The 26,299-nt window shown below is 69.9% G+C and carries 23 protein-coding genes and 1 riboswitch; of the genes, 2 read left to right on the forward strand and 21 right to left on the reverse strand.

Annotated features, from left to right (window positions below; genetic code table 11):
- The first annotated feature begins 470 nt into the window (after nucleotides 1-470).
- Nucleotides 471-1,724 (forward strand): CoA transferase, encoded by a 1,254-nt coding sequence (locus tag FVO59_RS00005; RefSeq protein WP_182253556.1) that lies wholly within the window; start codon nucleotides 471-473, stop codon nucleotides 1,722-1,724.
- A 45-nt stretch (nucleotides 1,725-1,769) separates the two neighbouring features.
- Here the strand turns inward: FVO59_RS00005 and FVO59_RS00010 are convergent, their stop codons facing one another.
- From FVO59_RS00010 to pheS, 17 genes are all read right to left on the reverse strand, one after another.
- Nucleotides 1,770-2,570, reverse strand: coding sequence for a DUF4184 family protein (locus tag FVO59_RS00010; protein ID WP_182253557.1), 801 nt, complete (start codon nucleotides 2,568-2,570; stop codon nucleotides 1,770-1,772).
- 2 nt (nucleotides 2,571-2,572) lie between these two features.
- Nucleotides 2,573-3,874 carry a tyrosine--tRNA ligase gene (gene tyrS / locus FVO59_RS00015; protein ID WP_182253558.1) on the reverse strand — a complete coding sequence of 434 codons (1,302 nt, stop codon included), beginning with the start codon at nucleotides 3,872-3,874 and terminating at the stop codon, nucleotides 2,573-2,575.
- 28 nt (nucleotides 3,875-3,902) lie between these two features.
- Nucleotides 3,903-4,652: a hypothetical protein gene (locus tag FVO59_RS00020; RefSeq protein WP_182253559.1), complete on the reverse strand. Its 750-nt coding sequence runs from the start codon at nucleotides 4,650-4,652 to the stop codon at nucleotides 3,903-3,905.
- A complete protein-coding gene (locus FVO59_RS00025; protein ID WP_182253560.1) occupies nucleotides 4,649-5,293 on the reverse strand; it encodes a SatD family protein in 645 nt (214 codons plus the stop codon). The genes FVO59_RS00020 and FVO59_RS00025 overlap by 4 nt, the downstream gene beginning before the upstream one ends.
- Nucleotides 5,294-5,400: 107 nt before the next feature.
- A complete protein-coding gene (gene argH / locus FVO59_RS00030) occupies nucleotides 5,401-6,828 on the reverse strand; it encodes an argininosuccinate lyase (protein ID WP_346265679.1) in 1,428 nt (475 codons plus the stop codon).
- Nucleotides 6,825-7,760 carry an ornithine carbamoyltransferase gene (gene argF, locus FVO59_RS00035; RefSeq protein ID WP_182253561.1) on the reverse strand — a complete coding sequence of 312 codons (936 nt, stop codon included), beginning with the start codon at nucleotides 7,758-7,760 and terminating at the stop codon, nucleotides 6,825-6,827. Before argF ends, argH begins: the two co-directional genes overlap by 4 nt.
- A complete protein-coding gene (locus FVO59_RS00040; RefSeq protein WP_182253562.1) occupies nucleotides 7,757-8,983 on the reverse strand; it encodes an acetylornithine transaminase in 1,227 nt (408 codons plus the stop codon). The genes argF and FVO59_RS00040 overlap by 4 nt, the downstream gene beginning before the upstream one ends.
- Nucleotides 8,976-9,878 carry an acetylglutamate kinase gene (gene argB, locus FVO59_RS00045; RefSeq protein WP_182253563.1) on the reverse strand — a complete coding sequence of 301 codons (903 nt, stop codon included), beginning with the start codon at nucleotides 9,876-9,878 and terminating at the stop codon, nucleotides 8,976-8,978. Before argB ends, FVO59_RS00040 begins: the two co-directional genes overlap by 8 nt.
- Nucleotides 9,875-11,032 carry a bifunctional glutamate N-acetyltransferase/amino-acid acetyltransferase ArgJ gene (gene argJ, locus FVO59_RS00050; RefSeq protein ID WP_182253564.1) on the reverse strand — a complete coding sequence of 386 codons (1,158 nt, stop codon included), beginning with the start codon at nucleotides 11,030-11,032 and terminating at the stop codon, nucleotides 9,875-9,877. The genes argB and argJ overlap by 4 nt, the downstream gene beginning before the upstream one ends.
- Nucleotides 11,029-12,081 carry an N-acetyl-gamma-glutamyl-phosphate reductase gene (argC, locus tag FVO59_RS00055; RefSeq protein WP_182253565.1) on the reverse strand — a complete coding sequence of 351 codons (1,053 nt, stop codon included), beginning with the start codon at nucleotides 12,079-12,081 and terminating at the stop codon, nucleotides 11,029-11,031. Before argC ends, argJ begins: the two co-directional genes overlap by 4 nt.
- 278 nt (nucleotides 12,082-12,359) lie before the next feature.
- Nucleotides 12,360-14,486 carry a bifunctional hydroxymethylpyrimidine kinase/phosphomethylpyrimidine kinase gene (locus FVO59_RS00060; RefSeq protein ID WP_182253566.1) on the reverse strand — a complete coding sequence of 709 codons (2,127 nt, stop codon included), beginning with the start codon at nucleotides 14,484-14,486 and terminating at the stop codon, nucleotides 12,360-12,362.
- Nucleotides 14,483-15,346 carry a hydroxyethylthiazole kinase gene (thiM, locus tag FVO59_RS00065; protein WP_182253567.1) on the reverse strand — a complete coding sequence of 288 codons (864 nt, stop codon included), beginning with the start codon at nucleotides 15,344-15,346 and terminating at the stop codon, nucleotides 14,483-14,485. Before thiM ends, FVO59_RS00060 begins: the two co-directional genes overlap by 4 nt.
- A riboswitch (TPP riboswitch) is annotated at nucleotides 15,338-15,431 on the reverse strand. Its footprint overlaps the gene before it by 9 nt.
- A gap of 50 nt (nucleotides 15,432-15,481) precedes the next feature.
- Complete coding sequence (locus tag FVO59_RS00070; protein WP_182253568.1) at nucleotides 15,482-16,453, reverse strand: Rossmann-fold NAD(P)-binding domain-containing protein; 972 nt, start codon at nucleotides 16,451-16,453, stop codon at nucleotides 15,482-15,484.
- 74 nt (nucleotides 16,454-16,527) lie between these two features.
- Nucleotides 16,528-16,956, reverse strand: a complete 429-nt coding sequence (locus FVO59_RS00075; protein WP_182253569.1) for a cupin domain-containing protein — start codon at nucleotides 16,954-16,956, stop codon at nucleotides 16,528-16,530.
- Nucleotides 16,953-17,537 carry a pyridoxine/pyridoxamine 5'-phosphate oxidase gene (locus FVO59_RS00080; RefSeq protein ID WP_182253570.1) on the reverse strand — a complete coding sequence of 195 codons (585 nt, stop codon included), beginning with the start codon at nucleotides 17,535-17,537 and terminating at the stop codon, nucleotides 16,953-16,955. The genes FVO59_RS00075 and FVO59_RS00080 overlap by 4 nt, the downstream gene beginning before the upstream one ends.
- An 84-nt stretch (nucleotides 17,538-17,621) precedes the next feature.
- A complete protein-coding gene (pheT, locus tag FVO59_RS00085; RefSeq protein ID WP_182253571.1) occupies nucleotides 17,622-20,126 on the reverse strand; it encodes a phenylalanine--tRNA ligase subunit beta in 2,505 nt (834 codons plus the stop codon).
- Entirely contained in the window at nucleotides 20,126-21,175 is a 1,050-nt protein-coding gene (pheS, locus tag FVO59_RS00090; RefSeq protein WP_182253572.1) for a phenylalanine--tRNA ligase subunit alpha, read from the reverse strand. The genes pheT and pheS overlap by 1 nt, the downstream gene beginning before the upstream one ends.
- Nucleotides 21,176-21,262: 87 nt before the next feature.
- Here pheS and FVO59_RS00095 point away from each other — a divergent pair, with 87 nt between their 5' ends.
- Nucleotides 21,263-22,771 carry a gluconokinase gene (locus FVO59_RS00095; RefSeq protein ID WP_182253573.1) on the forward strand — a complete coding sequence of 503 codons (1,509 nt, stop codon included), beginning with the start codon at nucleotides 21,263-21,265 and terminating at the stop codon, nucleotides 22,769-22,771.
- A gap of 51 nt (nucleotides 22,772-22,822) precedes the next feature.
- On the opposite strand, the gene FVO59_RS00100 is transcribed toward FVO59_RS00095, so the two are convergent.
- The 4 genes from FVO59_RS00100 to FVO59_RS00115 form a co-directional block, all read right to left on the reverse strand.
- Nucleotides 22,823-23,758 carry an amino acid ABC transporter permease gene (locus FVO59_RS00100; RefSeq protein ID WP_182253574.1) on the reverse strand — a complete coding sequence of 312 codons (936 nt, stop codon included), beginning with the start codon at nucleotides 23,756-23,758 and terminating at the stop codon, nucleotides 22,823-22,825.
- The gene (locus tag FVO59_RS00105; RefSeq protein WP_182253575.1) at nucleotides 23,755-24,411 is read right to left on the reverse strand and encodes an amino acid ABC transporter permease; all 657 of its coding nucleotides are present in this window, start codon (nucleotides 24,409-24,411) and stop codon (nucleotides 23,755-23,757) included. Before FVO59_RS00105 ends, FVO59_RS00100 begins: the two co-directional genes overlap by 4 nt.
- Nucleotides 24,412-24,472: 61 nt before the next feature.
- Complete coding sequence (locus FVO59_RS00110; RefSeq protein WP_182253576.1) at nucleotides 24,473-25,381, reverse strand: glutamate ABC transporter substrate-binding protein; 909 nt, start codon at nucleotides 25,379-25,381, stop codon at nucleotides 24,473-24,475.
- 44 nt (nucleotides 25,382-25,425) lie between these two features.
- Nucleotides 25,426-26,172 carry an amino acid ABC transporter ATP-binding protein gene (locus tag FVO59_RS00115; RefSeq protein ID WP_430736315.1) on the reverse strand — a complete coding sequence of 249 codons (747 nt, stop codon included), beginning with the start codon at nucleotides 26,170-26,172 and terminating at the stop codon, nucleotides 25,426-25,428.
- Between the last annotated feature and the right edge of the window lie 127 nt (nucleotides 26,173-26,299).

Consider the following 26,299-nt stretch of genomic DNA (forward strand, 5'->3'; position numbering starts at 1 on the left):
ATTTGGCATTTGACAAGTGCACGCTGTTGAGTTCTCAAGGATCGGACGCACCCACACACCCACCCCATCAGGGCAAGAAGCGCAGGGCAACTTTACAATCTTATATCTTCCCAGCCCGACTGTCAAACCGACACGCCGAGAGAACCAGGACCAGATCCGCGCCCCGTCTCCGAGGCAACTTCTCCAGCCTAACCCATCCGACGAACTTGTCAAATCGACAACCCCGACAGGGATGACCACACTCCCCGGGCCAAAGACCCGCACCAGAACCGAAGCTCACAATGCTGAAGGTGGATGATTCGCTACTTGGAGGGGAGCCAGGCCCTTCAGGCCTTCCGCTCAACCGCTTGGGGCGAACAGGTAATAACTTACGCCGAACCACACACCCCGGCAAATCCCCACCACACCCCGGGCGTGTCGCACCGCAGGCACCGCGGGTTTCCGCGGCTCCGCAGGCGTAGTGTCGGCTCATGCGACAGACGGCGTCCCGGCACCTCGTGCCCCTGCCATCGCGACTGGCGACAGGGGATCTCGCGTGGCGGAGCGTGAGCGCCGCGGGGTCCGCACTCTCCCCCACCGGGGCGTCGTGGCCCGACCCGGATCAGATCGCCGCGGCCTACCGAAGCGATCGGCACCTGCTCATCGACGGCGAGGCGCCCGAGGTGTGGTCGCCGCTGTCGAGGTTCTGGCGCACGGGCGATGGCTGGGTGCGGACGCACGGCAACTATCCGCATCATGCGTCGGCGCTGCGGATCGGGCTCCGGCTCGCGAACGATGCATCGCCCGACGAGATCGGCGAACGGCTCGCGGCGATGACTGCGGCGGCGGCGACCGAGGCCGTCGTCGGGGCCGGCGGGCTGTGCGTCCCGGTTCGCCGGGAGAACCCTCCCCATGACCAGGCCCTTCGGCGGCATCCGCTCGTCGAGACGCGTCGCCTCGCTGATTCCCCCGTCCGCGCCCTCCCGTCGGACTCCACCGCAGCTCCCCTGTCCGGACTGCGTGTGCTCGATCTCACCCGGGTGATCGCCGGGCCCGTCGCCACTCGCACCCTCGCGTTGGCGGGGGCGGACGTGCTGCGCATCGACCCGCCTCACCTGCCCGAACCTGGTTGGCAGCACCTCGACACGGGGCACGGCAAGCGGTCGGCACTGCTCGACATCGCGGCCGAGCGAGGCTCGTTCGAGCGACTGCTCGCGGATGCCGACGCGATCGTGCTCGGATACAGGCCCTCCGCGCTCGCGCGCCTCGGCCTCTCCCCCATCGAGCTGGCTACCAGGCATCCGCACCTCGTCATCGGCCAGCTGAGCGCCTGGCCAGGCTCCGCCTCGCCACGCGGATTCGACAGTCTCGTGCAGGCGGAGTCGGGGATCGCATGGCTCGAGTCCCCCGACGGGACCACGCCGGGCGCCCTCCCGGCGCAGGCGCTGGACCATTCCGCCGGCTATCTGCTCGCCGCGGGGATCGCCTCGGCCCTCCGTTACCGCGCCGAAGCCGGCGGCGGCCGACTGGTGCGCACGTCGCTGCGACGCGTCGCCGCCGAGCTTCTCGGGATGCCGCGGCGCACCGCCGCCGCCGACTGCGACCCGCCGCGCGCCCGGACCCAGGACTTCTCAGTCGCCGGGCTGCGCGTGACGACCGTGGCACCAGCAGTGCGGTGGCCGGGTTCGCCTGAGCACTTCCGTCCGCCCCGCCCTTGGGGCGGCGATCCCGCCGAATGGTGGTGATCCGGCTCGACGGCGACCGCACTGGGGCTCGCCTCCGGGTGACCGTCAGGTCTTCGCCGTAAGCTTCCGCCGTCGCGCTGCCGCGACGACGATCCCCACCGACAGCGCGATCGTGGCCGCGCCCCACAGTCCGCATGCCGGGGGCAGGACCCGATACGCCAGATGCTGGGCGGTGAACGCGGCGTCCAGCGGGCCGAGCACGGCCAGTCCGACGAGCCACGCTGTGACGAGCACGAGCGGCAGACTCACCAGCCACGTCCAGCGGACCCACGCGGGCAGCAGCCGCGGTCGGGCGATCGACGCTCGAGCGGCCAGCCAGCGCAGCGCGAAGATCCCGATGAGCAGCAGGCCCACGACGCTCGATCCGTGCTGCAGCCATTTGTAACCGGCCAGCGGACCCCACATCTCCTGCAGCGCAGGAATCGCCGCGACGCCCCAGCGTCCCTCGTGGGTGAACATGTCCCAGCCGATGTGCGACAGCACGCCGAGCACGAGCGAGATCATCAGCAGGAGGCGCCCATAGCGCTCGCGCGGCGCCACCACTTCCATCAGGGCATCGGCACCCGTGCGACGCCAGTCGTCGGGGAGCCGGTCGGCGATGGCATCCGGCGCCAGCTCGACCGCTGCCGGACGCAGCACCGCCCGCCACACGAGCAGCAGCGCGAGCGCCACGAGTGCCGTCCAGACGACGTTCGGCCAGTCGTGCGTGAATCCGTACGAGATACCCGCGCCGCGCAGGAAAAGCGGCAGGTCGGGTGTCATCGCGCCGATCGCGATCGCCGCCGGAACCAGCGGTGATCGCGCGAACGGCAGCGCGATCACCGCGTGGCTCGGTGTGAACGGCATGCTCAGCCGATGAAGACGCCCGCGAGGGTCTTCTTGCCCCGACGCAGGACCGAGACGCCGCCAGGCAGAGTGCCCCGCACGGTGCTCTCGTCGTCAGCCACCTTCTCGCCGTCGAGCGAGACCCCGCCCTGTGCGATGGCGCGTCGGGCCTCGGAGGCACTGGTGACCAGGCCGGTCGCCACGAGCGCCTCGACCACCGACGCTCCCGCGGGCATGGTGGCATTGGGCAGCTCGTCCAGTGCGCTGCGCAGCGTGGCCGCGTCGAGCTCGTTCAGGTCGCCCTGGCCGAACAGCGCGTCGGACGCCGCGATCACCGCGGCAGTGGCCTCGGCGCCGTGCACCGTGGCGCACACCTCGAGCGCGAGTCGCTTCTGCGCGGCGCGACGGAACGGCTCGCTCTCGACGAGCGCCGCGTACTCCTCGATCTCAGCGCGGGTCAGGAACGTGAAGACCTTGAGCCGCTCGATCACGTCGGCATCGGCGGTGCTGAGCCAGAACTGGTACATCCGGTAGGGGCTGCACATCTCGGGGTCGAGCCAGACCGCGTTGCCCTCGCTCTTGCCGAACTTGGTGCCGTCGCTGTTGGTGATCAAAGGGGTTCCGATGGCGTGCGCCGAGACCCCCTCGACGCGGTGGATGAGATCCGTGCCGCTGGTGAGGTTGCCCCACTGGTCGCTGCCGCCGGTCTGCAGCACGCAGTCGTACGAGCGGTACAGCTCGAGGAAGTCCATGCCCTGGAGGATCTGGTAGCTGAACTCGGTGTAGCTGATACCGGCGTCGGAGTTGAGGCGGGCGGCGACGGCGTCCTTCTTCAGCATGGTTCCGACGCGGTAGTGCTTGCCGATCTCCCGCAGGAAGTCGATGGCACTCATCGGTGCCGTCCAGTCGAGGTTGTTCACCATGCGAGCGGCGTTCTCGCCCTCGAAGCTGAGGAACCGCTCGACCTGCGCGCGCAGGCGCCGCACCCATTCCTCGACGGTCTCCCGCGTGTTCAGGGTGCGCTCGGCTGTAGGGCGCGGATCGCCGATCAGGCCGGTCGAGCCGCCCACGAGGCCGAGCGGCTTGTGCCCGGCGAGCTGGATCCGCCGCAGCGTCAGCAGCTGCACCAGGTTGCCCAGATGCAGGCTCGGCGCGGTCGGGTCGAATCCGCAGTAATACGTGATCGGGTCCCCGGCGAGAAGGGCGCGCAGCGCCTCCTGATCGGTGGACACGTGGACGAGGCCGCGCCAGAGCAGCTCGTCCCACACGTTCTCGAACGTGGGGTCGAGCGCCACGGGGGCGGTCGTCAGAGCGGAATCAGACACGCGTTCCAGGCTATCAGCGGCGATCCGCTCAGCTGTGCACACCCCACCACAGCAGGAACGCGGCCCCCAGGGCGACGACCCAGCTGACCAGGCTGCCCACGAGGAAGTATTCGGCCCGTGCTCCGGTCTCGCCGTCCTTGGAGATCTCGGGGAAGCGGACGATCCCCTTCGCGGCGAGCATGGCCGCCAGCAGCGAATACGCCCCGGCGAGAGTGAGTGCGATGACGAGCAGCCGTTCGAGCGGTCCGATCAGCCGACCGCCCTGGAAACCGGTCGCGGCCTGCTGGGGCTGGCGCAGCTGCCCGCCGCGGAAGCGCCCGGCGGCTTCCACCGGGCGCCAGGTGCCCTCTCGGTCCAGGGCGGCCCGCACGATGAGGTTGCCGGATTCCGCGGCGACGAGCAGCACGCCGACGCAGAGAACCGCGGCGTCGAAGGTCACCTCGCCCTCGGGCGAGCGCAGGTGCCAGACAGAGCCGATGACACCGGGAGCCGCCCGATCCGGCATGAGCGCTGTGGTCGCTCCCGCCAGCACCGCGAGCACGACCGCCGGCCAGAACGAGGCGGGGCCGATGGCATCCAGCGGCATCGATCGCACCCAGACGGCACCGACGACGATCGCGATGACCGCCGGCACCACCGCGTCGCTGAGTATGCCGATCGCCACGAGCGCGGCGGCGAGAACGACGAGGAGGGCTATGCGCACAGCCCTGCGTGCGGCGAAGCGCCGGACCAGGTCGGCTGCGCCGACCGCGGTGAGGCAGAGACCTGCGAGGATCATGCGCGCTCCCCCGTCAGCAGGGCGAGTCCGTCGAGCAGGGCGGAGGCGCCGGAGCTGCGCAGTGCCTTCGACACCGCCGGCTGAGTGATCCCCTCCTGCTCGGCGAGTGCGCTCTGCGAGAGTCCGCCGATGCGGCCGTATGCGAGGCGTCGCTCGCGTTCGGTCATCCGCACCACGATCGCGTCGCGCGCCAGCAGATAGGCGTTGCCCGTCGACACCTGCGCATCCATGACCTCATCCTGCCCCCTGGCGGCGACAATCCAGCTGCGCGCGCTCGGCACAGCACGCTCCTGTCGGGCGTGGACGGTCTCGATGGCTTCGCGAGCGGCCCACCAGCCGGGGCCGTCGGACAGCTCGCGGTGCGCTGACTCGATCGCACGGATCTCGCCTATGCCGATCCCGTACCGGAACTCGACGCCCTGCGGCAGGGCGAGCTGCAGCAGCAGCACCCCGGCCATGGCGTCGTGGAGGCTGCCGTAGACGCCCTGCTGCTCGTCTCCGACCGTCGGCCGCAGCGGCTGGATGGCGAGAGAATGCTCGCGCTCGACGCGCGCGATGGTCTCATCGAACTCGCGCTGAGCCCCGGCCCGATCACGGAGCTGTCGAGAGCCGACGATGTCGGCGATCACTGCGACGACCATGACATGACCGTATCATGAATATCGCTCAGATATTCTAAATTAGGTTATATATTCAGAATATAACCTGCTCGAGCGCTGCGCATGTCCTCAACCGCGGCTGATGCAGCTCAGAGGCCGAGTGCGTGGGCCGCAGCCTGTGCGCGAGCCACGAGCTCGGCACGCTGCTCCGCCACGCGCTCAGGCGCCGTTCCTCCCGCACCGGAGCGAGACGCCACCGATCCTTCGATCGACAGCACCTCCCGCACCTCTGAGGTCAGGTGATCGGACACCGACAGCAGCAGCTCGTCATCGGCGTCTTCGAGACCGATCCCGCGATCCTCGCAGGCGCGCACCAGTGCGCCCGAGATCTCGTGCGCATCGCGGAACGGCACGCGGCGCTTGACAAGCCACTCGGCGACATCGGTCGCGAGCGAGAAGCCCTGCGGAGCGAGCTCGGCCATCCGTTCGGTGTCGAAGCGCAGCGTCGCGACCATGCCGGCGAAGGCGGGCAGCACCACCTCGAGGGTCTGCACCGAGTCGAAGACGGGCTCCTTGTCCTCCTGCAGATCGCGGTTGTACGCCAGAGGCAGCCCCTTGAGCGTCGCGAGCAGTCCCGAGAGGTTGCCGATCAGACGGCCAGACTTGCCGCGCGCGAGCTCGGCGATGTCGGGGTTCTTCTTCTGCGGCATGATGCTCGACCCCGTCGAGTACGCGTCGTCGAGCGTGACGAAGGCGAACTCGCGGGTGTTCCAGAGGATGATCTCCTCGCTCAGACGCGACAGGTCGATCCCCGTCATCGCAGCGATGAAGGCGAACTCCGCGACGACGTCCCTGGCGGAGGTGCCGTCGAGCGAGTTCTCGGCCGGGCGGTCGAGACCCAGCTCGCGGGCGACGAGCGCCGGGTCGAGCCCCAGCGTCGATCCCGCCAGCGCTCCCCCGCCGTACGGCGATACGCCTGCACGGCGCCGCCAGTCGACGAGCCGCTCCAGCTCGCGCACCAGCGGCCAGGCGTGCGCCTGGAGGTGGTGGGCGAGCAGCACAGGCTGTGCGTGCTGAAGGTGAGTGCGCCCCGGCAGGATCGCGGCGGGGTTCGCCTCGGCCTGCGCGACCAGGGCGTCGATCACGCGCAGCAGGTCCTTCGCGATCACGCGGGCGTGGTCGATCAGGTACATGCGCACGAGCGTGGCGATCTGATCGTTGCGGCTGCGGCCCGCACGCAGGCGACCGCCGACCTCGGCCCCCACCTCGGCGATGAGCGCCTTCTCGAGAGCGCCGTGCACGTCCTCATCGCCCGGATCGGGCAGCAGAGTGCCGGCGGCATAGCGTGCGGCCAGGGCGTCGAGCCCCTCGTGCATGATGCGGGCCTCGTCCGCCTCCAGGTATCCGGCCGCCTCCAGCGCGGTCGCGTGCGCGTGCGATCCCGCGATGTCGTAGGGCGCCAGGATCCAGTCGAAGTGCGTCGATCGGCTCAGCTCGGCGAGCTCCGGCGAGGGTCCGCCGGCGAAGCGGGCACCCCAGAGCGCACCCTCGTTCGTGCCGTGCCCCGTCGCGCTCACGATGCCGCCTCCTGCTTGCCGAGCAGCCAGACCAGCAGGGCCTTCTGCGCGTGCAGGCGGTTCTCGGCCTCGTCCCACACGACGCTCTGCGGGCCGTCGATCACCTCGGAGTCCACCTCGTAGCCGCGATCGGCGGGAAGGCAGTGGATGAAGATGGCATCGGGCGCGGCCAGCGACATGATCGCGGTGGTGACCTTGTAGCCGCCGAGATCGCGCAGCCGCTCGATCTTCTCCTCCTCCTTGCCCATCGAGACCCAGGTGTCGGTCACGATCACGTCCGCGCCCTCCGCGGCCTCGCGCGGGTCGGCGACCAGGGTGAGAGACCCGCCGGTCTGCGCCGCTCGCGCCTCGGCGGCCGCGACGACGTCGGCGCGCGGCGCGTACGCGTCCGGCGAGGCGATGCGCACGTGCATGCCCGCGGTGACCCCTGCGAGAGCGTATGAGTGCGCCATGTTGCTGCGTCCGTCACCGAAGAACGTCAGGGTGAGCCCGTTCAGCTCGCCCTTGTGCTCGCGGATCGTGAGCAGATCTGCCAGCAGCTGGCAGGGGTGGAAGTCGTCGGAGAGGGCGTTGACGACGGGCACCCTGGTTCCGCGCGCCATCTCCTCGAGACCGGACTGGGCGTAGGTGCGCCAGACGATGGCCGCCACCTGGCGCTCGAGCACGCGCGCGGTGTCGGACGGCGTCTCCTTGCCGCCGAGCTGGCTGTTCGCGGTGGAGATGATCAACGGCGATCCGCCGAGGTCGGCGATGCCCACCGCGAACGAGACGCGGGTACGGGTCGACGACTTGTCGAAGATCACGGCGACGGTCTGCGGGCCCGCGAGGGCTCGGTTCGCCCAGCGATCCTTCTTCAACTCGAGCGCCAGCTCGAGGATCTCGTTCTGCTCGGCAGGGGTGAGGTCGTCGTCGCGCAGCAGGTGGCGGGTCACTTCGGCTCCTTGGATGTGTCGGGAAGGTTCTCGGCGACGGCAGCGAGCGCCGCGCCGAAGCGCGTGACGAACTCGTCGACCTCCTCGTCGCCGATCGTGTATGCGGGGGCGATGCGGATGACATCGGACGTCGGCGCGTTGACGATCAGGCCGCGCTCGTGCGCGGCCGCGCGGACCTCGGCGGCGACCGGCGCGGTCAGCCGTATGCCGATGAGCAGCCCCGCGCCGGAGGTGCCGACGACCAGGGGAAGCGACAGCACGGCATCGCGCAGCTGCGCTCCGCGCGCGGTGACGTTGTCGAGCAGGCTCTCGCTCTCGATGTGCCCGAGCACCGCGTTCGCCACGGCGCTCGCGAGCGGGTTGCCGCCGAAGGTCGAGTTGTGGGTGCCGGGGTAGAACAGCTCGCTCGCGGCACCGAAGGTGATGAGCGCGCCGAGCGGGAAGCCCGCCCCGATGCTCTTGGCCACCGTCACGGCATCCGGGATCACGCCCTCGCGCTGGAAGGCGAACCACTCCCCCGTGCGCCCCGATCCGGTCTGCACCTCGTCGAGGATCAGCAGAGCCCCGTGTTCGGTGGCGAGCTCCCGCGCACGGGCGAGGAACCCCGCCGGCAGCTCGACCACACCCGCCTCGCCCTGGATGGGCTCGACGATCATCGCCGCCACTGCGCCGGCAGCGAACGCCGCTTCGAGGCTCTCGATCGAGCGCTCGACGGTGACGACACCGGGGATGGAAGGCTGGAAGGGTTCGCGGTACGCGGGCTTGGGCGTGAGCGAGAGCGTGCCCATGGTGCGCCCGTGGAAGGCCCCCTCGACGACGAGGATCGTGGTGCGCGCACGTCCCTCCGCCTCGGCGAAGCGCGCGCCGTGCAGACGCGACAGCTTGATGGCGGTCTCGTTCGCCTCGGCGCCGGAGTTCGCAAGGTAGACCCGTCCCTGCTCGCCGGTGCCGGCCAGGCGCTTGAGTCGAGCCGCTATCTCGAGCTGCGCGGGAGAGGCGAAGTAGTTCGAGACGTGTGAGAGAGTCGCGGCCTGCCGCGACACCGCCTCGACGAAGACCGGGTGGGCATGGCCGAGACAGTTCACCGCGATGCCCCCGAGGAAGTCGAGGTAGCGGTTCTCATCGGCATCCCACACCCACGAGCCCTCGCCACGGGTGAGCAGCGCGAGGCGCCCGCCCAGACTCATCAGATCGCGTGCTGCGTCATCGCTCCAACTAGGCATCCTTGACCACCTCCGTGCCGATCCCCTTGCTCGTGAACAGCTCGACCAGCACCGAGTGCGGCACGCGCCCGTCGATGATCGCCGCGGCGTCGACGCCTCCCTCGACGGCATCGAGGCAGGCGCGCATCTTCGGGATCATGCCCGACTCGAGCTGCGGGAGCATGGCCGTGAGGTCGCGCGACGTGAGGTGCGAGACCAGTGAGTCGCGATTGGGCCAGTCGGCGTAGAGGCCGGGCACGTCAGTCAGGATCACCAGCTTTCGGGCGTTCAGCGCGACCGCGAGGGCGGATGCTGCGGCGTCGGCGTTCACGTTGAGCGACTGGCCCGGGTGATCGAGGTCGGGCGCGATCGACGAGACGACGGGGATCCGCCCCGCGGCGAGGTGATCGAGCACGGGGGTCGGATCGACCTGCACGACATCGCCGACGCGACCGAGATCGACCTCTTCGCCGTCGATCATCACCCCGCGGCGGCGACCGCCGAACAGGCCGGCGTCCTCACCGCTGAGCCCGGTGGCGATCGGGCCGTGCGAGTTGATCTTGGCGACGAGCTGGGGGTTCACCTGCCCGGTGAGCACCATGCGCACGACGGAGATCGCCTCGGTGTTGGTGACCCGGTAGCCGCCCTTGAACTCACTCGGGATGGCGAGCCTGTCGAGCATGTTCGAGATCTGCGGGCCGCCGCCGTGCACGACCACGGGCTGCACGCCCACATACCGCAGGTACGCGATGTCCTGTGCGAATGCCTCCTGCAGCTCGTCCGAGACCATCGCGTTGCCGCCGTACTTGACGACGACGATCTGATCGCGGAACTTCTTCAACCAGGGCAGGGATTCGATGAGGGTGGCGGCCTTGACGGCGGCCTCCTCGGGGGCGGTGTCCTGGAGATCTGTCATGAGGCGTAGGCGCTGTTCTCGTGCACGTAGTCGTGGGTCAGGTCGTTGGTGAGGATCGCGGCCGTGGCGTCGCCGACCTTCAGGTCGATCTCGATGTGCGTGTCGCGAGGCGTCAGGTCGACCTCCTCGCGGGGTCGGTCTGGTCCGCCCGCGGTGCACACCCGCACGCCGTTCATCGACACGTCGACGTCGTACGGGTCGAACTGGGCCGAGGTCGTGCCGATCGCGGCGAGCACGCGGCCCCAGTTCGGGTCGTTGCCGAAGATCGCGGCCTTGAACAGGTTGTTGCGTGCGACCGAGCGACCGACCTCGACCGCCTCGGCCTCGGAGACGGCGTTCTTCACCTCGATCGCGATGCTGTGGCTGGCGCCTTCGGCGTCGGCCTGCAGCTGCACCGCGAGGTCGCGGCACAGCTCGGTGAGGGCGTCGGCGAAGTCGTCGAGGTCGGGACGGACGCCACTCGCCGCGTTCGCGAGCAGGGTGACCTGGTCGTTGGTCGACATGCATCCGTCGGAGTCGAGGCGATCGAAGCTGACGCCGGTCGCCTTGCGCAGCGCCGCATCGGCCTCGGATGCCTCGAGATCGGCGTCGGTGGTGATCACGACGAGCATCGTGGCGAGCCCTGGCGCGAGCATGCCCGCGCCCTTCGCCATGCCTCCGATCGTCCAGCCGTCGCGGCTGATGACGGCGGTCTTGGGCACGGTGTCTGTGGTCATGATCGCAGCGGCCGCATCGTCACCGCCGTCCGGGCTGAGCGATGCGATGCCGCGCTCGACGCCGTCGAGCACCTTGGCGCGGAAGGCCTCGTCACCGGTGCCGATCAGGCCGGTCGAGCACACCAGCACGTCTCCAGCGCTGACATCCAGCAGCTCACCGGCCTTCTCCGCCGTGAGGTGGGTGGTCTGGAAGCCGAAGGCGCCGGTGAAGCAGTTGGCGCCCCCCGAGTTCAGCACGACCGCCTCGACCACCCGGTCTGCGATCACCTGCTGCGACCAGATGATCGGGTTCGCCTTGGCGCGATTGGTGGTGAAGACGGCGGCGCCGACCTTGCGGGGGCCGCGGTTGACGACGACGGCGACATCCGGCTTGCCGGTGCTCTTCAGACCGGCGGCGACTCCAGCCGCGTCGAATCCCTGGGGTGCGGTGACGCTCACGGCGCGACTCCGTTCACGGTGAGGGCACGGCCTTCGGGCAGGCCGAGCGCGATGTTCATGGACTGCACTGCGGCGCCCGCGGTGCCTTTGACGAGGTTGTCGACGGCTGTGACCACGGTCACGCGGTTCGCCGCCCGGTCGATGGCGAGCCCCATCAGAGCGGTGTTCGCTCCGAGCACGTCGGCCGTGCGAGGGAAGTGCCCTTCCGGCAGCAGCTGCACGAAGACCTCGTCTCCGTACACGCTCTGCCATGCGTCGCGGATCTCGGCGTCGGTGGCTCCCGCGACGATCGGCGCCGTGGAGGTGGCGAGGATGCCACGGGCCATCGGGACGATCACCGGGGTGAATGAGATGCGGATGCCATCCGCTGCCGTCGATGAGGTCGCGGCGAGCGCCTGACGGATCTCGGGGATGTGCCGGTGCGTGCCGCCGACGGCATACGGATTGGCGGTGCCGAGGATCTCGCTGCCCAGCAGGTTCGTCTTCAGGCTCTTCCCTGCGCCCGAGGGGCCGACGGCGAGGACGCTGACGATGTCGGAGGGGTCGATCACGCCGGCGGCGACACCCGGTGCGAGGCTCAGGCTCACGGTGGAGGCGTTGCAGCCGGGGGCGGCGATCCGGGTGGCGCCGCGAAGAGCATCGCGCTGCTTGCCCCCGGCGGTGAGCAGCTCGGGCACCCCGTAGGTCCAGGGCTCGTGGAACGCTCCCCCGTAGAACGCATCCCACGCGTCCTGCGATGTCAGCCGGTGGTCGGCGCCCGCGTCGATCACGAGCGGGGCATCGCCAAGGGCATCGGTGTACTGCCCCGACTGGCCGTGCGGCAGGGCGAGGAAGACGATGTCATGACCGGAGAGGATCTCAGGGGTCGTGTCCTGCAGCGTCAGATGTGCGAGCGAGCGCAGGTGCGGCTGGTGCTCGACGAGCGGCTGTCCGGCATTGGAATGCGCGGTGACGGTGCGGATCTCGATGTCGGTATGGGCGGCGAGAAGCCGCAGGATCTCGCCTCCCGCATAGCCTGATGCGCCGGAGACGGCGACGGAGTACGTCATGCTTCTACCTTAACGGTCGGTGCTCGATCGGCCCCGGAGAATGACACGGGGCGAGAGTGGTGGACGGGGCCGGGGCGGCGACGCCGGCACCGTGCCCGTCAGTGCGCGAGCGAGTGCGGGGTCGCCTAGAGTCGGCGGCCGCCGCGGCGTCGGCGCGCAGGAGCAGCGCTCAGGAGAGTCTGAGCGGAGTGGTGTGCGACCGAGGCCATTCCGCGACAGTAGCGCCGAGGGCGGGACGATCGCAAATCCGCGATGTCTCCCGCCCCCGGCGCCTCGGGTCAGCGCAGGTCGAAGAACGCCCGCTCGTGCTCGGATGCTGCGACGAATGCCCGCTGCATCCGCCGTCTCACCCGCTCATCGGCGGCGGCCGCTGCCGCCGTGACGAAGCCGATCGCACGCTCGTTCGCCTCGGCGAAGCCCGGGTCGGCGTACGTCACGAGCCACGATGCATAGGGATGCTGCGGATCGAGGGCGCGCGCGCCGAAGTCACCCGCATGCAGGCGCGCGCCCAGGTCGGCGTACAGCCAGAAGCAGGGCAGCACCGCGGCGATGAGCACCGCGTACTCGCCGGAGAAGGCCGCGGCGCGCAGGTGATCGAGGTATGCGGTGGTGACGGCACTGGGCTCGACGTCGAAGGTCTCGGCCGCGATGCCCGTCTCGGGCGTCAGCCAGGAGGCGTGCAGCTCGAGCTCGCCGACGATGCAGCCCTGCGCGGATTGCGCCCAGAAGGCCTGCTCCTCCGGCGTGGGCGCGAGACGTGCCGCCTCCGCCAGCACCCGCGCGTACTCGCGCAGGTACAGCGCATCCTGCGCGAGGTAGCACAGGAACCGCTCACTGTCGAGGGAGCCGTCCGCCAGTGCGCGGATGAACGGCAGCTCGTCGATCGCGTGCCGGATGCCCGCGATGCCGCTCCACCACTCCTCGCGCACCTCCTCAGGGCGCGGTCGGGTGCTCAGCCCGCCGCGCTGCCACAGCCCCGCGAAGTGGTTCACCGGTCCGTTCCCTCGCCCCACGTCAAGCGAATCGGCGGCCCTCAGCGATTCCCGCAGCCACGCACGCGCATCGCGCACGGCATCCGGCCAGTCCTTCCCGGCGGCGCGCAGCGTGGCCAGCGCCGACGACAGCGAGCAGCCGGTGCCATGCGTGCTGCCGGTCTCGATGCGGACGCCGTCGAAGGCGGCGATGACGCCGTCTGCGCCCACGAGGGCGTCCGGCGCCGACGGGCCGCCCAGATGCCCTCCTTTGACGAGCACGAGAGCGCCGGTCTCGGCAGACACCCGCTGCGCGGCGTGCAGGGCGTCGTCCCAGCCGTCGAGCGCTCGCCCCGCCAGCACAGCGAGCTCACCGAGGTTCGGGGTGATGACGTCGGCGAGACCCGCGAGCTCGCGCAGCGCGGACTCGGCCCGCGCATCGAGCAGGCGGTCGCCGCTGGTGGCGACCATCACCGGGTCGAGCACGACCGTCGCCGGGCGGTGCACGGCGAGCCATGCGGAGACGGTCCGGACGACCTCGGCGTCCGCGAGCATCCCGATCTTCACGGCGTCGATCCGGATGTCGTCCGACAGCGCGTCCAGCTGGGCCCGCAGGAACTCCGCCGGTGGCACGTGCACGGCGCGCACTCCCATGGTGTTCTGCGCGGTCAGAGCGCTGATCGCCGCCATGCCGTATCCGCCGTGCGCGGCGATCGATTTGAGATCCGCCTGGATCCCGGCACCTCCGGAGGGATCGCTGCCTGCGATGCTCAGCACCCGGGGTGCGGTGCGTCCCGTCCACCGTCGCCTGATCTCCTGCGCGGCGCGCCTGGCATCGACGGCCGAGCAGATGGCGGAGACCACCGCCACGCCTGCGGCTCCGGCCTCCCTCAGCGGTGCCACATCGTCGATGCCGATGCCGCCGATCGCCACGGCGGGCACGGGGCTCTCGGCGGCGAGCGCGCGGAACCCGTCGACTCCCAGCGCCGGAGGATGATCCGGCTTGGTAGTCGTCGGGCGGATCACCCCGACGCCGACGTAGTCGACCGTGCCCGCCGGCAGGGTGCGGACGGTCTCGAGGTGCTCTGCGGTGTTCGCGGTGAGCCCGATCAGCGCGTCTGGGCCGAGCAGGCGTCTGGCCTCGGCCACGTGGAGGTCGGATTGGCCGACGTGCACGCCATCGACGCGCGCCCCGCGCAGCCTGGCCTCGAGCACGGCGTCGACGCGGTCGTCGACGACGAGCAGGGCTCGGCCGGCTATCACCTCGCTGAGGGCGACGAGCTGCTCGACGATCGAGGCGTCTGAAGCCCCCTTGTCGCGCAGCTGGACGACGGTGACACCGCCGGCCACCGCGTCGCGAACCGTCTCGACGACGCCTCGATCCCCGCACAGGGCCGAATCGGTGACCAGGTAGGTCGACAGATCGCGGCTCACAGCGCACCCGCCTCGATGCGGCCGGCGCCCTCGTCGACGCGCGCTTCGGCGTGGATGTCGGCGGGCTCGAGACCGGCGAGCGCGTCGAGCAGGGCGACGGCGAAGCTGCCAGGGCCGTCTGCGACGCGGGCGGCGTGCTCGGCGGCGATCGTGTACACCAGCGACGCGGAGGCGACGGCGTCCAGCGCATCCGCCGCCGTCGCACGCGCTGCGCCGAGGAAGGCGGCCATGACCGCGCCGAGAGCGCAGCCTCCGCCGGTGACGCGGGTGAGCAGTGCGTCGCCGTTCGCGATGCGGATGACGCGCGTGCCATCGGTGAGCAGGTCGACGGGGCCCGAGACCGCGACGACGCTGCCCCACCGCGCGGCGAGCGAGCGGGCTGCGTCGTCGGCCGCGTCCGGCGCGTCGACGGCATCCACCCCTCGACCGCCCGCACCGCTTCCCGCCAGGGCGAGGATCTCACTGGCATTGCCGCGCACCGCCGTCGGCCGCAGGGAGGCGAGCTCGGCGGCGAGCGCGGTGCGCACGGGCAGCGCGCCGATGGCGACAGGGTCGAGCACCCAGGGGGTGCCTGCGGCGTTCGCCCCGGCGACGGCCTCGAGGCTCGCCGCGCGCTGTTCGGGGGTCGGCGTGCCGAGGTTGACCAGCAGACCGGAGGCGACACCGGCGAAGAGCCCGGCTTCGCCGACGATGTCGACCATCGCGGGAGATGCGCCGACGGCGAGCAGGGTGTTCGCGGTGAATCCGGTGACCACCGAGTTGGTGATGCAGTGCGTGAGCGGCGGCGCCTCCCTCACGCGGGTCAGGAGGCCGGCGGCGACGGCCGGGACTCGGGTGGACGGACGCAGAGGATCGCTCATGGGCGACATCCCTTCGCTAGTACGAACTAGATCAGGTTCGACGGGTGTGATCTCAGCCGCTGATGCGGCACCCCGTGTCACTGCACGAGAGTCTAGCGAGGCGGTCGGCCTGGCCGATGAGGATGACGCCCGATGTCAGGTCGACATCAGCTGGTCGATGAGCGCTCTCTCGTCCTCGCGGCGCAGCCCCGCCCTGCGCTCTCGATCGAGACCGCGGGCGCGCTCGTCGTCGAGCACGGCGCGCACAGTCGCGTCGAGGGGCTGGAATGCTCCGCCGGCGGCACGGTACGCGGAGTTGTCGCGACGCATGAATCCGCGCATGTCCGCGGGCAGCCACAGCGGCAGGGACCTGTCCCCCGCCCAGTACTGCACGTCGTGCGCCTCGAGCCACTCATCCCCGGCCTCGAGCAGTTCGCCGGTGTGCCCGGCCTCCGCGCGGATGCGGCTGAGCAGTTCGGCGAGCGGACGCGCGTCACCGATCGCGTTCACGATCCCGTGGCGCAGCTCGCCGGCGAGGAATGCGGCGAGGTCGTCGACGTCGATCACCTGAGCGGAGCGTCCGGACAGCTCCGGCACCAGCACGGGCTCGATGCCCGCCCGCGCGAACGCGGCCGCCCAGTACCCGAAGCGGTCGCTCGGATCTCCCGCGCCGACGATGAGACCGGGGCGGACGATGAACGCCCTCTGCGTCAGCGTCGACACGGCCTCCTCAGCTGCGACCTTCTGTGAACCGTATTCGTACTCGTCCCCCGGCTGTGCAGGGGGGTGCAGTGCGCCCGACTCGTCGAGTCCCTCGGCGAGGTCGTCCGCGTACACAGACATCGATGACACATACGTCCAGTGCTCTGTGCGGTCGCCGAGCGCCTCGACGGCGGCGGCGACGTGCTCGGCGCGGGACGAGATGTCGACGATCTCATCCCAGCGGTGCTCCGCCAGCCGGTCGTAGACGCCGGGCGCGTCGCGGTCGCCGCGCAGGAGCAGGGTGCCGTCCGGCGCCGGTCGGTCGCCCCTGGCGAGACACGTCACCTCCGCACCGGCATCCCGCCATCGCCGGGCGATCCGCCCTGAGAGCCATCCTGTTCCGCCGAGCACGAGCACCTGAGTCATGTCGCCATGACACCACCCGCGCACATCTGCGGGAAGGGATTCCGCTCAGAGCACACGACCGTCGACGTGGCCCGTCACCAGGGCATCGGTCTCTCGGGGCCGCGACGCGAGTCATCAGGCATATGCGGCAGCTGCTCCCCGCCTGAGCGGATGCACAGCCAGCGAAGCTCTTCCGGGCTGTCAGGCAGCGCGCGCCAGGTGCGCCAGACGCCCTGGCCGACGCGGACGACGGTGCCCTCGGCGACGTCGACCACCTCGTCGTCGAGGCCCATCTGGCCCCGCCCGCCGAGGAAGACGTACAGCTCCTCGACCTTCTCGTGCACGTGCCAGTACCCGGCCTCCTCGCCTGGCACGAGCGCGTTCGCCGTCATGCCGATGTACTGCATCGTCAGCTCGTGGTCGACCACCCGCCTGCCATCGCGCGAGCGCGTCTCGTCGAAGCCGCCATGGAAGGCGCGCCAATCCCGCTGGGCGCCGATCTCGATCACCTGATAGTCGCTCATGTCTTCCTCTCGTCGGGGGCGCCCGTCTCGGCACGCTCCACGCCACGGCTCCAGCCCGCCGCGGTGCGGCGGTAGATCAGCCTGATGTGATCCCGGTCGGCTCTGCCCTGCCAGAACTCGATGCGATCGGGCACGACGCGCCACAGTCTCCAGTCGTCCGGTGCGACGCGCGCTCGCGCTGCCGGCGACCTGGCTGCGAGGTCGGCCGCGCTCTCGTCGGCGCTCCCCTCGACGACCCGGCCGCGCACGCGAACGGCCCGCATCAGCGGCTGCCACCAGAAGGCGAGCGCTGCAACGGGCCTGGCGGCCAACTGTGCGCCCTTCGTTGAGGCGCGGTGCCCCGCGAAGGCCCATCCCCGCTCGTCGATGTCCTTCAGGATGAGCGTGCGGGCGTCGGGCATCCCCGCGGCGTCGACCGTCGCCAGCGTCATCGCGAGCGGTTCGGCGACGCCCCGCTCGAGCGCCTCGTCCAGCCACGACAGGAAGAGCACGACGGGATCGTGCGGCGTGTCCAGCGGATCGAACGCAGGGGCGACCCCGGTCAGGCTCGGCACACTCCTCAGACGTGCGGCGGTGGTCATGCCCCGAGCCTACGCAACCGCGCCGCCGCAGACGCGAGCCGCCCTGCTGCGCCTGTCGGCTCAGCAGGGCGGCTCGATGCGCGATCAGTCGCGGATGCCGGCGCCGAAGCGCTCCGCCGCCACGGCGACGCCGGCGAGCTTCGCCTCGGTCGCCTCTGCTGCGGTGAGGGTGCGGTCGGATGCCCGGAAGCGCAGGGCGAAGGTGAGGCTCTTCTGCCCATCGCCCAGCCCCTCGCCGCGGTAGTCATCGACGAGGCGAACCGACTCGAGCAGCTCGCCGGCGCCGTCGACCAGTGCTGCGCGCACGTCGGATGCGGGCACCCCGGCGCCGACGACGAGCGACACGTCCTGCGTCGCCGCCGGGAACGTCGAGAGCGACTCGGCGACCACCCGCCCGCCGGCGAGGGTCAGCACGCGGTCGAGATCGAGCTCGAGCACGTACGCGCGACCAGGCAGATCGGCATCGGCCGACACCTGCGGGTGCAGCTCGCCGACGTAGCCGACCTCTTCGCCCGCAACGCTCAGCGCTCCCGCGCGTCCCGGGTGCAGCGCCGCTCGCTGCGTCTGGGAGACGTCGATATCGACACCGGCCGCGACCGAGATCACGCGCACCGCGTCGAGCGCGTCGGACAGCTCGACGTGCTCGGCGGCGCGACCGGGCTGGCGCGCGGTGATGCTGCCGGTGAGCAGAGCCGAGACGAGGCGCGGCTGCGGCGGGATCGACGATCTCAGCTCGGCGAGCGTCTCGTCCGAGGGACGCTCGCCCAGCGGAGGCACGACATCGGTTCCGTAGACGACGCCCTCCTCCGGCGCGAACACCGAGCCCACCTCGAACAGCGCGAGGTCGACGAGGCCGCGCGAGATGTTGCGGTGGGCGGTCTGCAGCAGTCCGGGCACGAGCGATCGGCGCAGGAAGGGCGCCTGGCCGTCGAGCGCGTTGGCCAGGCGGATGCTGGGCAGGTGCGCGCCGCGTGCCGAGGCGTGGAGGTCGTTCTGCTCCTGGGATGTGAACGGGAACGACGGCGTCTCGACGAAGCCGGCCGCGGCGAGGGCATCCGCCACCCGCTTCCGCCCCAGCTGCAGGGCTGTGTAGCCGCGACCGGATGGCGGAGTGGGCAGGACCGAGGGGATGCGGTCGAGCCCGTGGATTCGGGCGACCTCCTCCACGAGCGTCCACTTGTCGGTGAGGTCGCGACGCCAGCTCGGCGGGATGACGAACCAGCCGCCGTCGGATTCCGCCACCTCGGCGCCGATCATCTCGAGCGCGCTCACGATCTCGTCGTCGCTGTAGTCGACGCCGATGACGCCCTGGGTGAAGCCATGCGGCACGTCGATGCCCGCGATCTCGACCTCAGCGAACAGCGCGCCGCCCTCGTCGGTCAGCGTGCCGCCGGCGAGCTCGACCATGAGGTCGGCGACGCGGCGCGCGGCGACGAACGGGATCAGCGGGTCGACGCCGCGCTCGAACCGCTTGGACGCCTCGCTGGGGAGCTTGTGCCTGCGGGCGGTGCGCGCGATGGTGACCGGATCGAAGGTCGCCGCCTCGATGAGCACGTTGCGGGTCTCGTCGCTCATCTCGGTCGTGCCGCCGCCCATGACGCCGGCGAGGCCGATCGGGCCCGACCCGTCGGTGATCAGCAGATCCTCGACGTGCAGAACTCGCTCCTGCCCGTCGAGGGTGGTCATCCGCTCGCCGGTGCGCGCGCGGCGCACGAGGATGCCGCCCTGCAGCCGGTCGAGGTCGTACCCGTGGATCGGGTTGCCGAGCTCGAGCATCACGTAGTTGGTGATGTCGATGAGCACGCCGAGCGAGCGCATCCCGGCGAGGCTCAGCCGAGCGATCATCCACGGCGGGGTGGGGCGGGACGGATCCACGTCGCGCACGACGCGCGCGACGAACTCGGTGGCGCCGACCGCACCGCGGATCGGCGCCTGATCGTCGACGTCGATCTCGAATCCGGATCCGGGCTGCAGCTCTGAGAAGTCGCGATCCGCGGGGTCGCGGAAGTCCGCACCCGTGGCGTGCGAGTACTCCCGCGCCAGTCCGCGCAGCGAGAACGCGTAGCCGCGGTCGGGCGTCACGTTCACGTCGACGGCGAAGTCGTCGAGGTGCAGCAGGGCGATGGCATCCGCGCCGATCTCGGGATCCAGCCCGAGAGTCGAGAGCACGATGATGCCGTCGTGCTCGTCGCCGAGACCCAGCTCGCGCGCCGAGGCGATCATGCCGTCGGAGACGTGGCCGTAGGTCTTGCGGGCCGAGATCGGGAACGGCCCGGGAAGCACGGCACCAGGCAGGCTCACCACGACCTTGTCGCCGACGACGAAGTTGTGTGCACCGCAGACGATCCCGCGCACGCCGCCGTGCTCGGGCCCGACGTCGACCTGGCACCAGTTGATCGTCTTGCCGTTCTTCTGCGGCTCGGGCTCGATCGACAGCACCTGCCCCACCACGACGGGACCGGCGATCTCGAAGCGGTGGATGTCCTCCTCCTCGAAACCGACCGACACGAAGGACGCCAGGACGTCCTCAGCGGTGGCATCCGGTGCCACATCGACGTACTCGCGCAGCCAGGAGATCGGAACGCGCATCACACCACCATCCCGAACTGCTCGCTGAAGCGCACATCGCCCTCTGCCATGTCGCGCATGTCCTTCACATCGCTGCGGAACATCAGGGCGCGCTCGACGCCGATGCCGAATGCGAACCCGCTGTAAACCTCGGGGTCGATCCCCGCCGCGCGAAGCACGTTGGGGTTGACCATGCCGCAGCCGCCCCACTCGATCCAGCGAGCGCCGCCCTCGAAGGTCGGGTGCCACAGGTCGAACTCTGCCGAGGGCTCGGTGAACGGGAAATAGTTGGTGCGCAGGCGCGTCTTCGCCTCGGCGCCGAACAGCTGCTTCGCCAGGTGGTCGAGCGTGCCCTTGAGGTGCGCCATCGTGATGCCCTTGTCGACGACGAGTCCCTCGACCTGCGTGAACACGGGCAGGTGCGTCGCGTCGAACTCGTCTGTGCGGTACACCCGACCCGGGCACAGCACGTAGATCGGCACCTCGCGGTCGAGCATGGAGCGCACCTGCACGGGGCTGGTGTGCGTGCGCATCACGAGGTGGCGCGAGGTCGGGTCGACGTAGAACGTGTCCTGCTCCTGGCGGGCGGGGTGGTCCTCGTCGAAGTTGAGCGCGTCGAAGTTGAACCACTCGTGCTCGAGCTCCGGTCCCTCCGCGATCTCCCAGCCCATGCCGACGAAGATGTCGCTGATCTGCTCCTGCATGAGCGGCAGCGGGTGGCGGGCGCCGACCCGCGAGCGCGACGCGACCGCGGTGATGTCGACCCGCTCCGACTCGAGCCTGGCCGCGGTCTCGGCCTCGGCGAGCTCCGCCTCCTTGGCGGCGAGGGCCTGGGTGACACGGCCCCTCCCCTGCCCGACGAGCTTGCCGAACGCCGCCTTGTGCTCGGGCGCGACCTGACGCATCGAGGCGTTCAGCACGGCCAGCGGCGATCCTTCGGCGACGTGCGCGGCGCGGGCCGCCTTCAGCTCTGCCGTGTCGGCTGCGGCGCCGATCGCGGCGAGCGCGGCGTCGACGGCCGACTCCACCGCCTCGGGTGTGATCTGGGGTGTTTCGGGCGAGTCTGACACGAGAGAAGAGTCTACCGGCGCCCTGGGTGCCGCCCTGCCCGCCGGTAGGATCGCCCCGACGGCGACCGACACGTGCGACGGGACGAGATGATGACGCTGAACGACCTTCCCACCACCCAGGCCATCACCCTGGTTTCGGCACCGGCACCTTATGTGCTGGCGATCGACATCGGATCCGGCTCCACCCGCTGCAGCCTGTACGACGCGTACGCCCGCCCCATCAAGAAGCGCATCGCGAAGGCCGACCACCTGTTCGTGGAGGCATCGGACGGCACCGCCGAGATCGACGCCGACGCGATCGTGGCCGAGGTGGCCGATGTCATCGGCGAGGTGGTCGACGGGATCGAGCCAGGACTGATCCGCGCGGTGGTGATGGACACCTTCGCCTCATCGCTGGTGTGCGTCGACGCCGACGGCGACGCCCTCACCCCCTGCTACACGTACGCCGACTCCCGCTCGGCGAGGCATCTCGCCGAGCTGCGCACCCGGCTCGACGAGGCCGAGGTGCATCAGCGCATCGGCGCCCGTCTGCACACCAGCTATCACCCGCCGCGCCTGCTGTGGCTGCAGGAGGAGCTTCCCGATGTCTTCGCCAGGACGGCGAAGTTCCTCTCCCTCGGCGAGTACGTGTACGCGAAGCTCGCCGGCATCGAGGGCGCCGCGACCTCCACGATGGCGTGGGCCGGCATCCTGAACCGGCACACGTGCGAGCTCGATGACGACCTGCTCGCCGCGGTCGGCGTCGACCGGTCCCGGTTCGCGCCCATCGTCGATCCCGACGAGCCCATCACCGAGGTGTCGGCGGAGGTCGCGCGACGATGGCCGGCACTCGAGGGTGCAGCGTGGTTCCCCGCGGTCCCCGACGGCTACGCCTCGAACGTCGGCGTGGGGGCATCAGCTGCCGACACCGCCGCCATGTCGGCCGCGACCTCGGGAGCGATCAGGGTGATCGTCGACGGCACCCCTGACGTGCTGCCGTCCGGCCTGTGGGCGTACCGGATCTCACGCACCCAGTCGATCGTCGGTGGGGCGCTCAACGACGTGGGCCGCGTGACGCTGTGGCTGCAGGCGACGCTCGCTCCGCTCTCGTACGACGAGATCGACGAGCTGCTGCGAGCGGCCCCCACCGAGGGCACGCCGCTCATGCTGCCCTTCCTCACCGGTGAACGGGCGACGGGGTGGGCGGGCGGCGCGCGCGCCGTGCTCACCGGGGTGTCGTCCGCGTCCGGGCCGAGGGAGCTCTGGCGAGGCGCCGTCGAGGGCATCGCCGTGTCGTACCAGCGCGTGTTCGAGCAGCTGCGCGAGGTGAGTCCCGACATCGAGCGAGTGGTCGCGTCCGGCGGCGTCACAGGCGCGTTCCCCTCGCTCATGCAGGTGGTCGCCCAGGCGCTCGGGTTCCCCGTGCAGGTGGTGAAGGTGAAGCGGGTCACGATGCGCGGCGCCGCAGCCATCGCCCTCTCGGTGCTGCAGCCAGGGCATCCGCTCGCCACCATCCCGCAGACCGCTCTGACCGAACCGGATGCCGGACAGCGGGTGTACTACGACGACCTGCGCCGCCGCTTCGACGCGGCGTACGACGCCGTCATAGCGGGCTGAGACGACAGGAAGGCGCCCCCGGCGGGGGCGCCTTCCTGTTCGATGTTCGACTCAGATGTTGGTGGGCGGGACCCCGGAACCGGGGTCGAACTTGCCGGCGCCGCGCTGCATGGCGATGACCTCGGTCACGGTGGACTCACCGTGGATGCGGGGGTCGCCACCGGCATCCGGTGTGTAGCCCTTCAGCTTCGGGGAGCGACGCGTGCGCACCTCGACCCACTTCGCGATGCCAGCCAGGATCAGGCACATCACGATGTAGATGCCGCCGATGACGAACGCGGACTGCAGGATCGGGCGGCCCTGCTGCGAGCTGAGCAGCTTCGCGTAGTAGAGCAGCTCGGGGTAGGTGATGATGAAGCCGAGGGCGGTGTCCTTGAGGGTGACCACCAGCTGCGCGACGATCACCGGAAGCATCGCGCGCACGGCCTGCGGCAGAAGGATGAGGCGCATCACGCCACTCTTGCGCAGACCGATCGCGTAGCCGGCCTCCTTCTGCCCCTTGGGCAGCGATTCGATTCCGGCGCGAAGTGCCTCGGCCAGCACCGAGCCGTTGTAGACCATGAGGCCGATGACCACCGCCCAGTACGGGTCCATGTCGATGCCGATGACCGGGAGGCCGTAGTACAGCAGCATCATGAACACGAGCACGGGCACGGCGCGGAACAGCTCGATGATCACGCCGACCGGGATGCGCACCCAGGCGTGGTCGGAGAGGCGGCCGATGGCGAGCACGAAGCCGAGGATCAGGCTGAGCACCGCGGCGAGGGCGAAGGCGCCGAGGGTCTTGCCCAGCGCACCGAAGATGCCCATCCACACGTTCGTGAATGTGAAGATGTACCACTTCTGCGGCTCGAACTGACCGGTCGCGTACATCCGGTAGACGACGAAGCCGATCGCGCCGAGGACGACGAGGATGGTGACGACGGCGAGGATCCGGTTGCGGGCGATCGCCCGGGGGCCGGGGACGTCGTAGAGCACTGAGGTCATCGTGCGATCCTCCACTTGTTCTCGAGGTGGCGCTGAACCGCGCTCATCGCGAGCACGAGGACGACGAACACGATGGCGACCCAGAGCAGCACTTCCATCGGGTTGCCGGGTCGGCCGGGGGCGTCGTTGATGGTGGCGCGGAGTGCGGCGAGCTCGGCGATCGAGAAGCCGGCGGCGACCGTCGTGTTCTTGAGGAGCGCGATGAACACGCTCATCATGGGCGGGACGACCGAGCGGAAGGCCTGGGGCAGCACGACGAGCGTCATCACCTGACCGAATGGCAGACCGATGGCCCTGGCCGCCTCGGCCTGACCGACCGGCACGGTGTTGATGCCGGCTCGGAGCACCTCGGCCACGTACGTGGCCGTGTAGATGCCGATCGCGAGGATGCCGAGCACGGTGTTCGACAGGTCGGGCAACCCGAGCTGCGGGTAGCCGAAGACGAAGAAGAAGAAGACGAGCGTGAGCGGGGTGTTGCGGACGATGTTCACGTACGCGGTGCCCACGCCCCTGGCGATCGGCACCGGCGAGACGCGCATGGCGCCCACGATGATGCCGAGCACGAGGGCGATCAGTCCGCCGATGAGGAACACCAGCAGGGTGTTGCCGATCGCCTCGCCCCACAGGTCGAGGTTTCCGAAGATGACGTCCACGCCGTCTTCCCTTCTCAGGATGTGCTCGGGGCGGCCCGTTCAGAGCCGCCCCGAGAGGTGATCAGTACGCGTCGACCTCGGGCTGCTCGACCTCGATGCCCGACTGACCGAGGTTCTTGTCGAAGATCCCCTGCCAGATGTCGTTGTTCTCGGTGAACAGGTCGTTGATGTGCGCGCGCAGGACGTCGTCGCCCTTGGTCAGACCCACGCCGTAGCGCTCCTCGGTGAAGAGGCCTCCGGTGACCTTGACCTCGTCCGGGTACTGCGCCGCGTAGCCGATCAGGATGGCCTGGTCGGTGGTGACCGCGTCGACCTTGTTGTCGATCAGGTCCTGCACGCAGGCGGAGTACAGGTCGTACTCCTGGGTCTTGATGTCGGGGAAGTTGGCCTTGATGTTCTGGATCGGCGTGGAGCCGGTCGCCGAGCACACGGTCTTGCCGTTGAAGTCCTCGAGCTTGTCTGCTTCCGGGTCGTCCTTGCGGATCAGAAGGCCCTGGCCGGTGATGAAGTACGGACCGGCGAAGTCGATCTGCTCCTTGCGCTTGTCGTTGATCGAGTACGTGCCGACGTAGTAGTCGATGTCGCCGTTCACGATCGCCTGCTCGCGGTTCGCCGAGGCGATCGGCTTGAACTCGATCTTGTCCTCGTCGTAGCCGAGCGATGCTGCGATCCAGCGGGCGATGTCGATGTCGAAGCCGGTGCGCTCACCGGTCGTCGCGTCGAGGTAACCGAGGTTGGGCTGGTCCTCCTTGACGCCGATGGTGACCTTGCCGGCCTCCTGGATGTGCTCGAAGGTGGGGCTGCCGTCGAGCGTGACGTCCTTCGCCACCTCGAACAGCGGCTTGTCGCCACCGTCGCCGGCGTCGCCGCCACCGCCCGGGTTGCTCGGGCTGCCGCTGTTGCAGCCGGTGAGGGCGAGCAGGGCCGCCGTCGCGATTCCGATGCCTGCGAGAGCTCGTGTGCGTCGCATGTGCGTCTCCTTCTGTGCTGTGTGGTGCGTATCGGTGCGGGAATTCAGTGGGTGAGGAGCTTCGAGAGGAAGTCCTTGGCGCGCGTGCTCTTCGGGTTCGTGAAGAACTCCTCCGGGGCGGCCTCCTCGACGATCTGGCCGTCGGCCATGAACACGACGCGGTTGGCCGCCTTGCGGGCGAAGCCCATCTCGTGGGTCACGACGATCATCGTCATCCCCTCCTTGGCGAGCTCGACCATCACATCGAGGACCTCGTTGATCATCTCGGGGTCGAGCGCGCTGGTCGGCTCGTCGAAGAGCATGACCTTGGGATGCATCGCCAGGGCGCGGGCGATCGCGACGCGCTGCTGCTGTCCGCCGGAGAGCTGCGCGGGCAGCTTCGACGCCTGCTGCGCGACCCCGACGCGCTCGAGAAGCGCCATGGCCTCCTTCTCGGCCTCCGCCTTGGGCCTGCCGAGCACCTTGATCGGTCCGAGCGTCACGTTCTCGAGGATCGTCAGGTGCGCGAAGAGGTTGAACGACTGGAAGACCATGCCGACCTCGGCACGCAGCTTCGCGAGCCCCTTGCCCTCTGCGGGCAGGGTCTTGCCATCGATCCGGATCTCGCCGCTCGTGATCGTCTCGAGTCGGTTGATCGTGCGGCAGAGAGTCGACTTGCCCGAGCCGGACGGACCGATGACGACGACCACCTCACCCTTGTCGACCCTGAGGTCGACGTCTTTGAGTGCGTGGAACTCGCCATAGTGCTTCTGGACGTTCTCGACCACGACCAGCGGTTCGGCTGCGCTCATGCTGTCTCCTTCGGGACGAGGGCTCCGATGGAGGTGCGACGCGCCGTTCGGGCGCAACACGACGGGATCCCCATCGAATCCACTGACGGTCTCAGGATATTCAGCCGGGGGCGACGGGGCCAGCCTC

Source organism: Microbacterium esteraromaticum, from assembly GCF_014084045.1.
In the GTDB taxonomy this organism is placed as follows: Bacteria; Actinomycetota; Actinomycetes; order Actinomycetales; family Microbacteriaceae; genus Microbacterium; species Microbacterium esteraromaticum_D.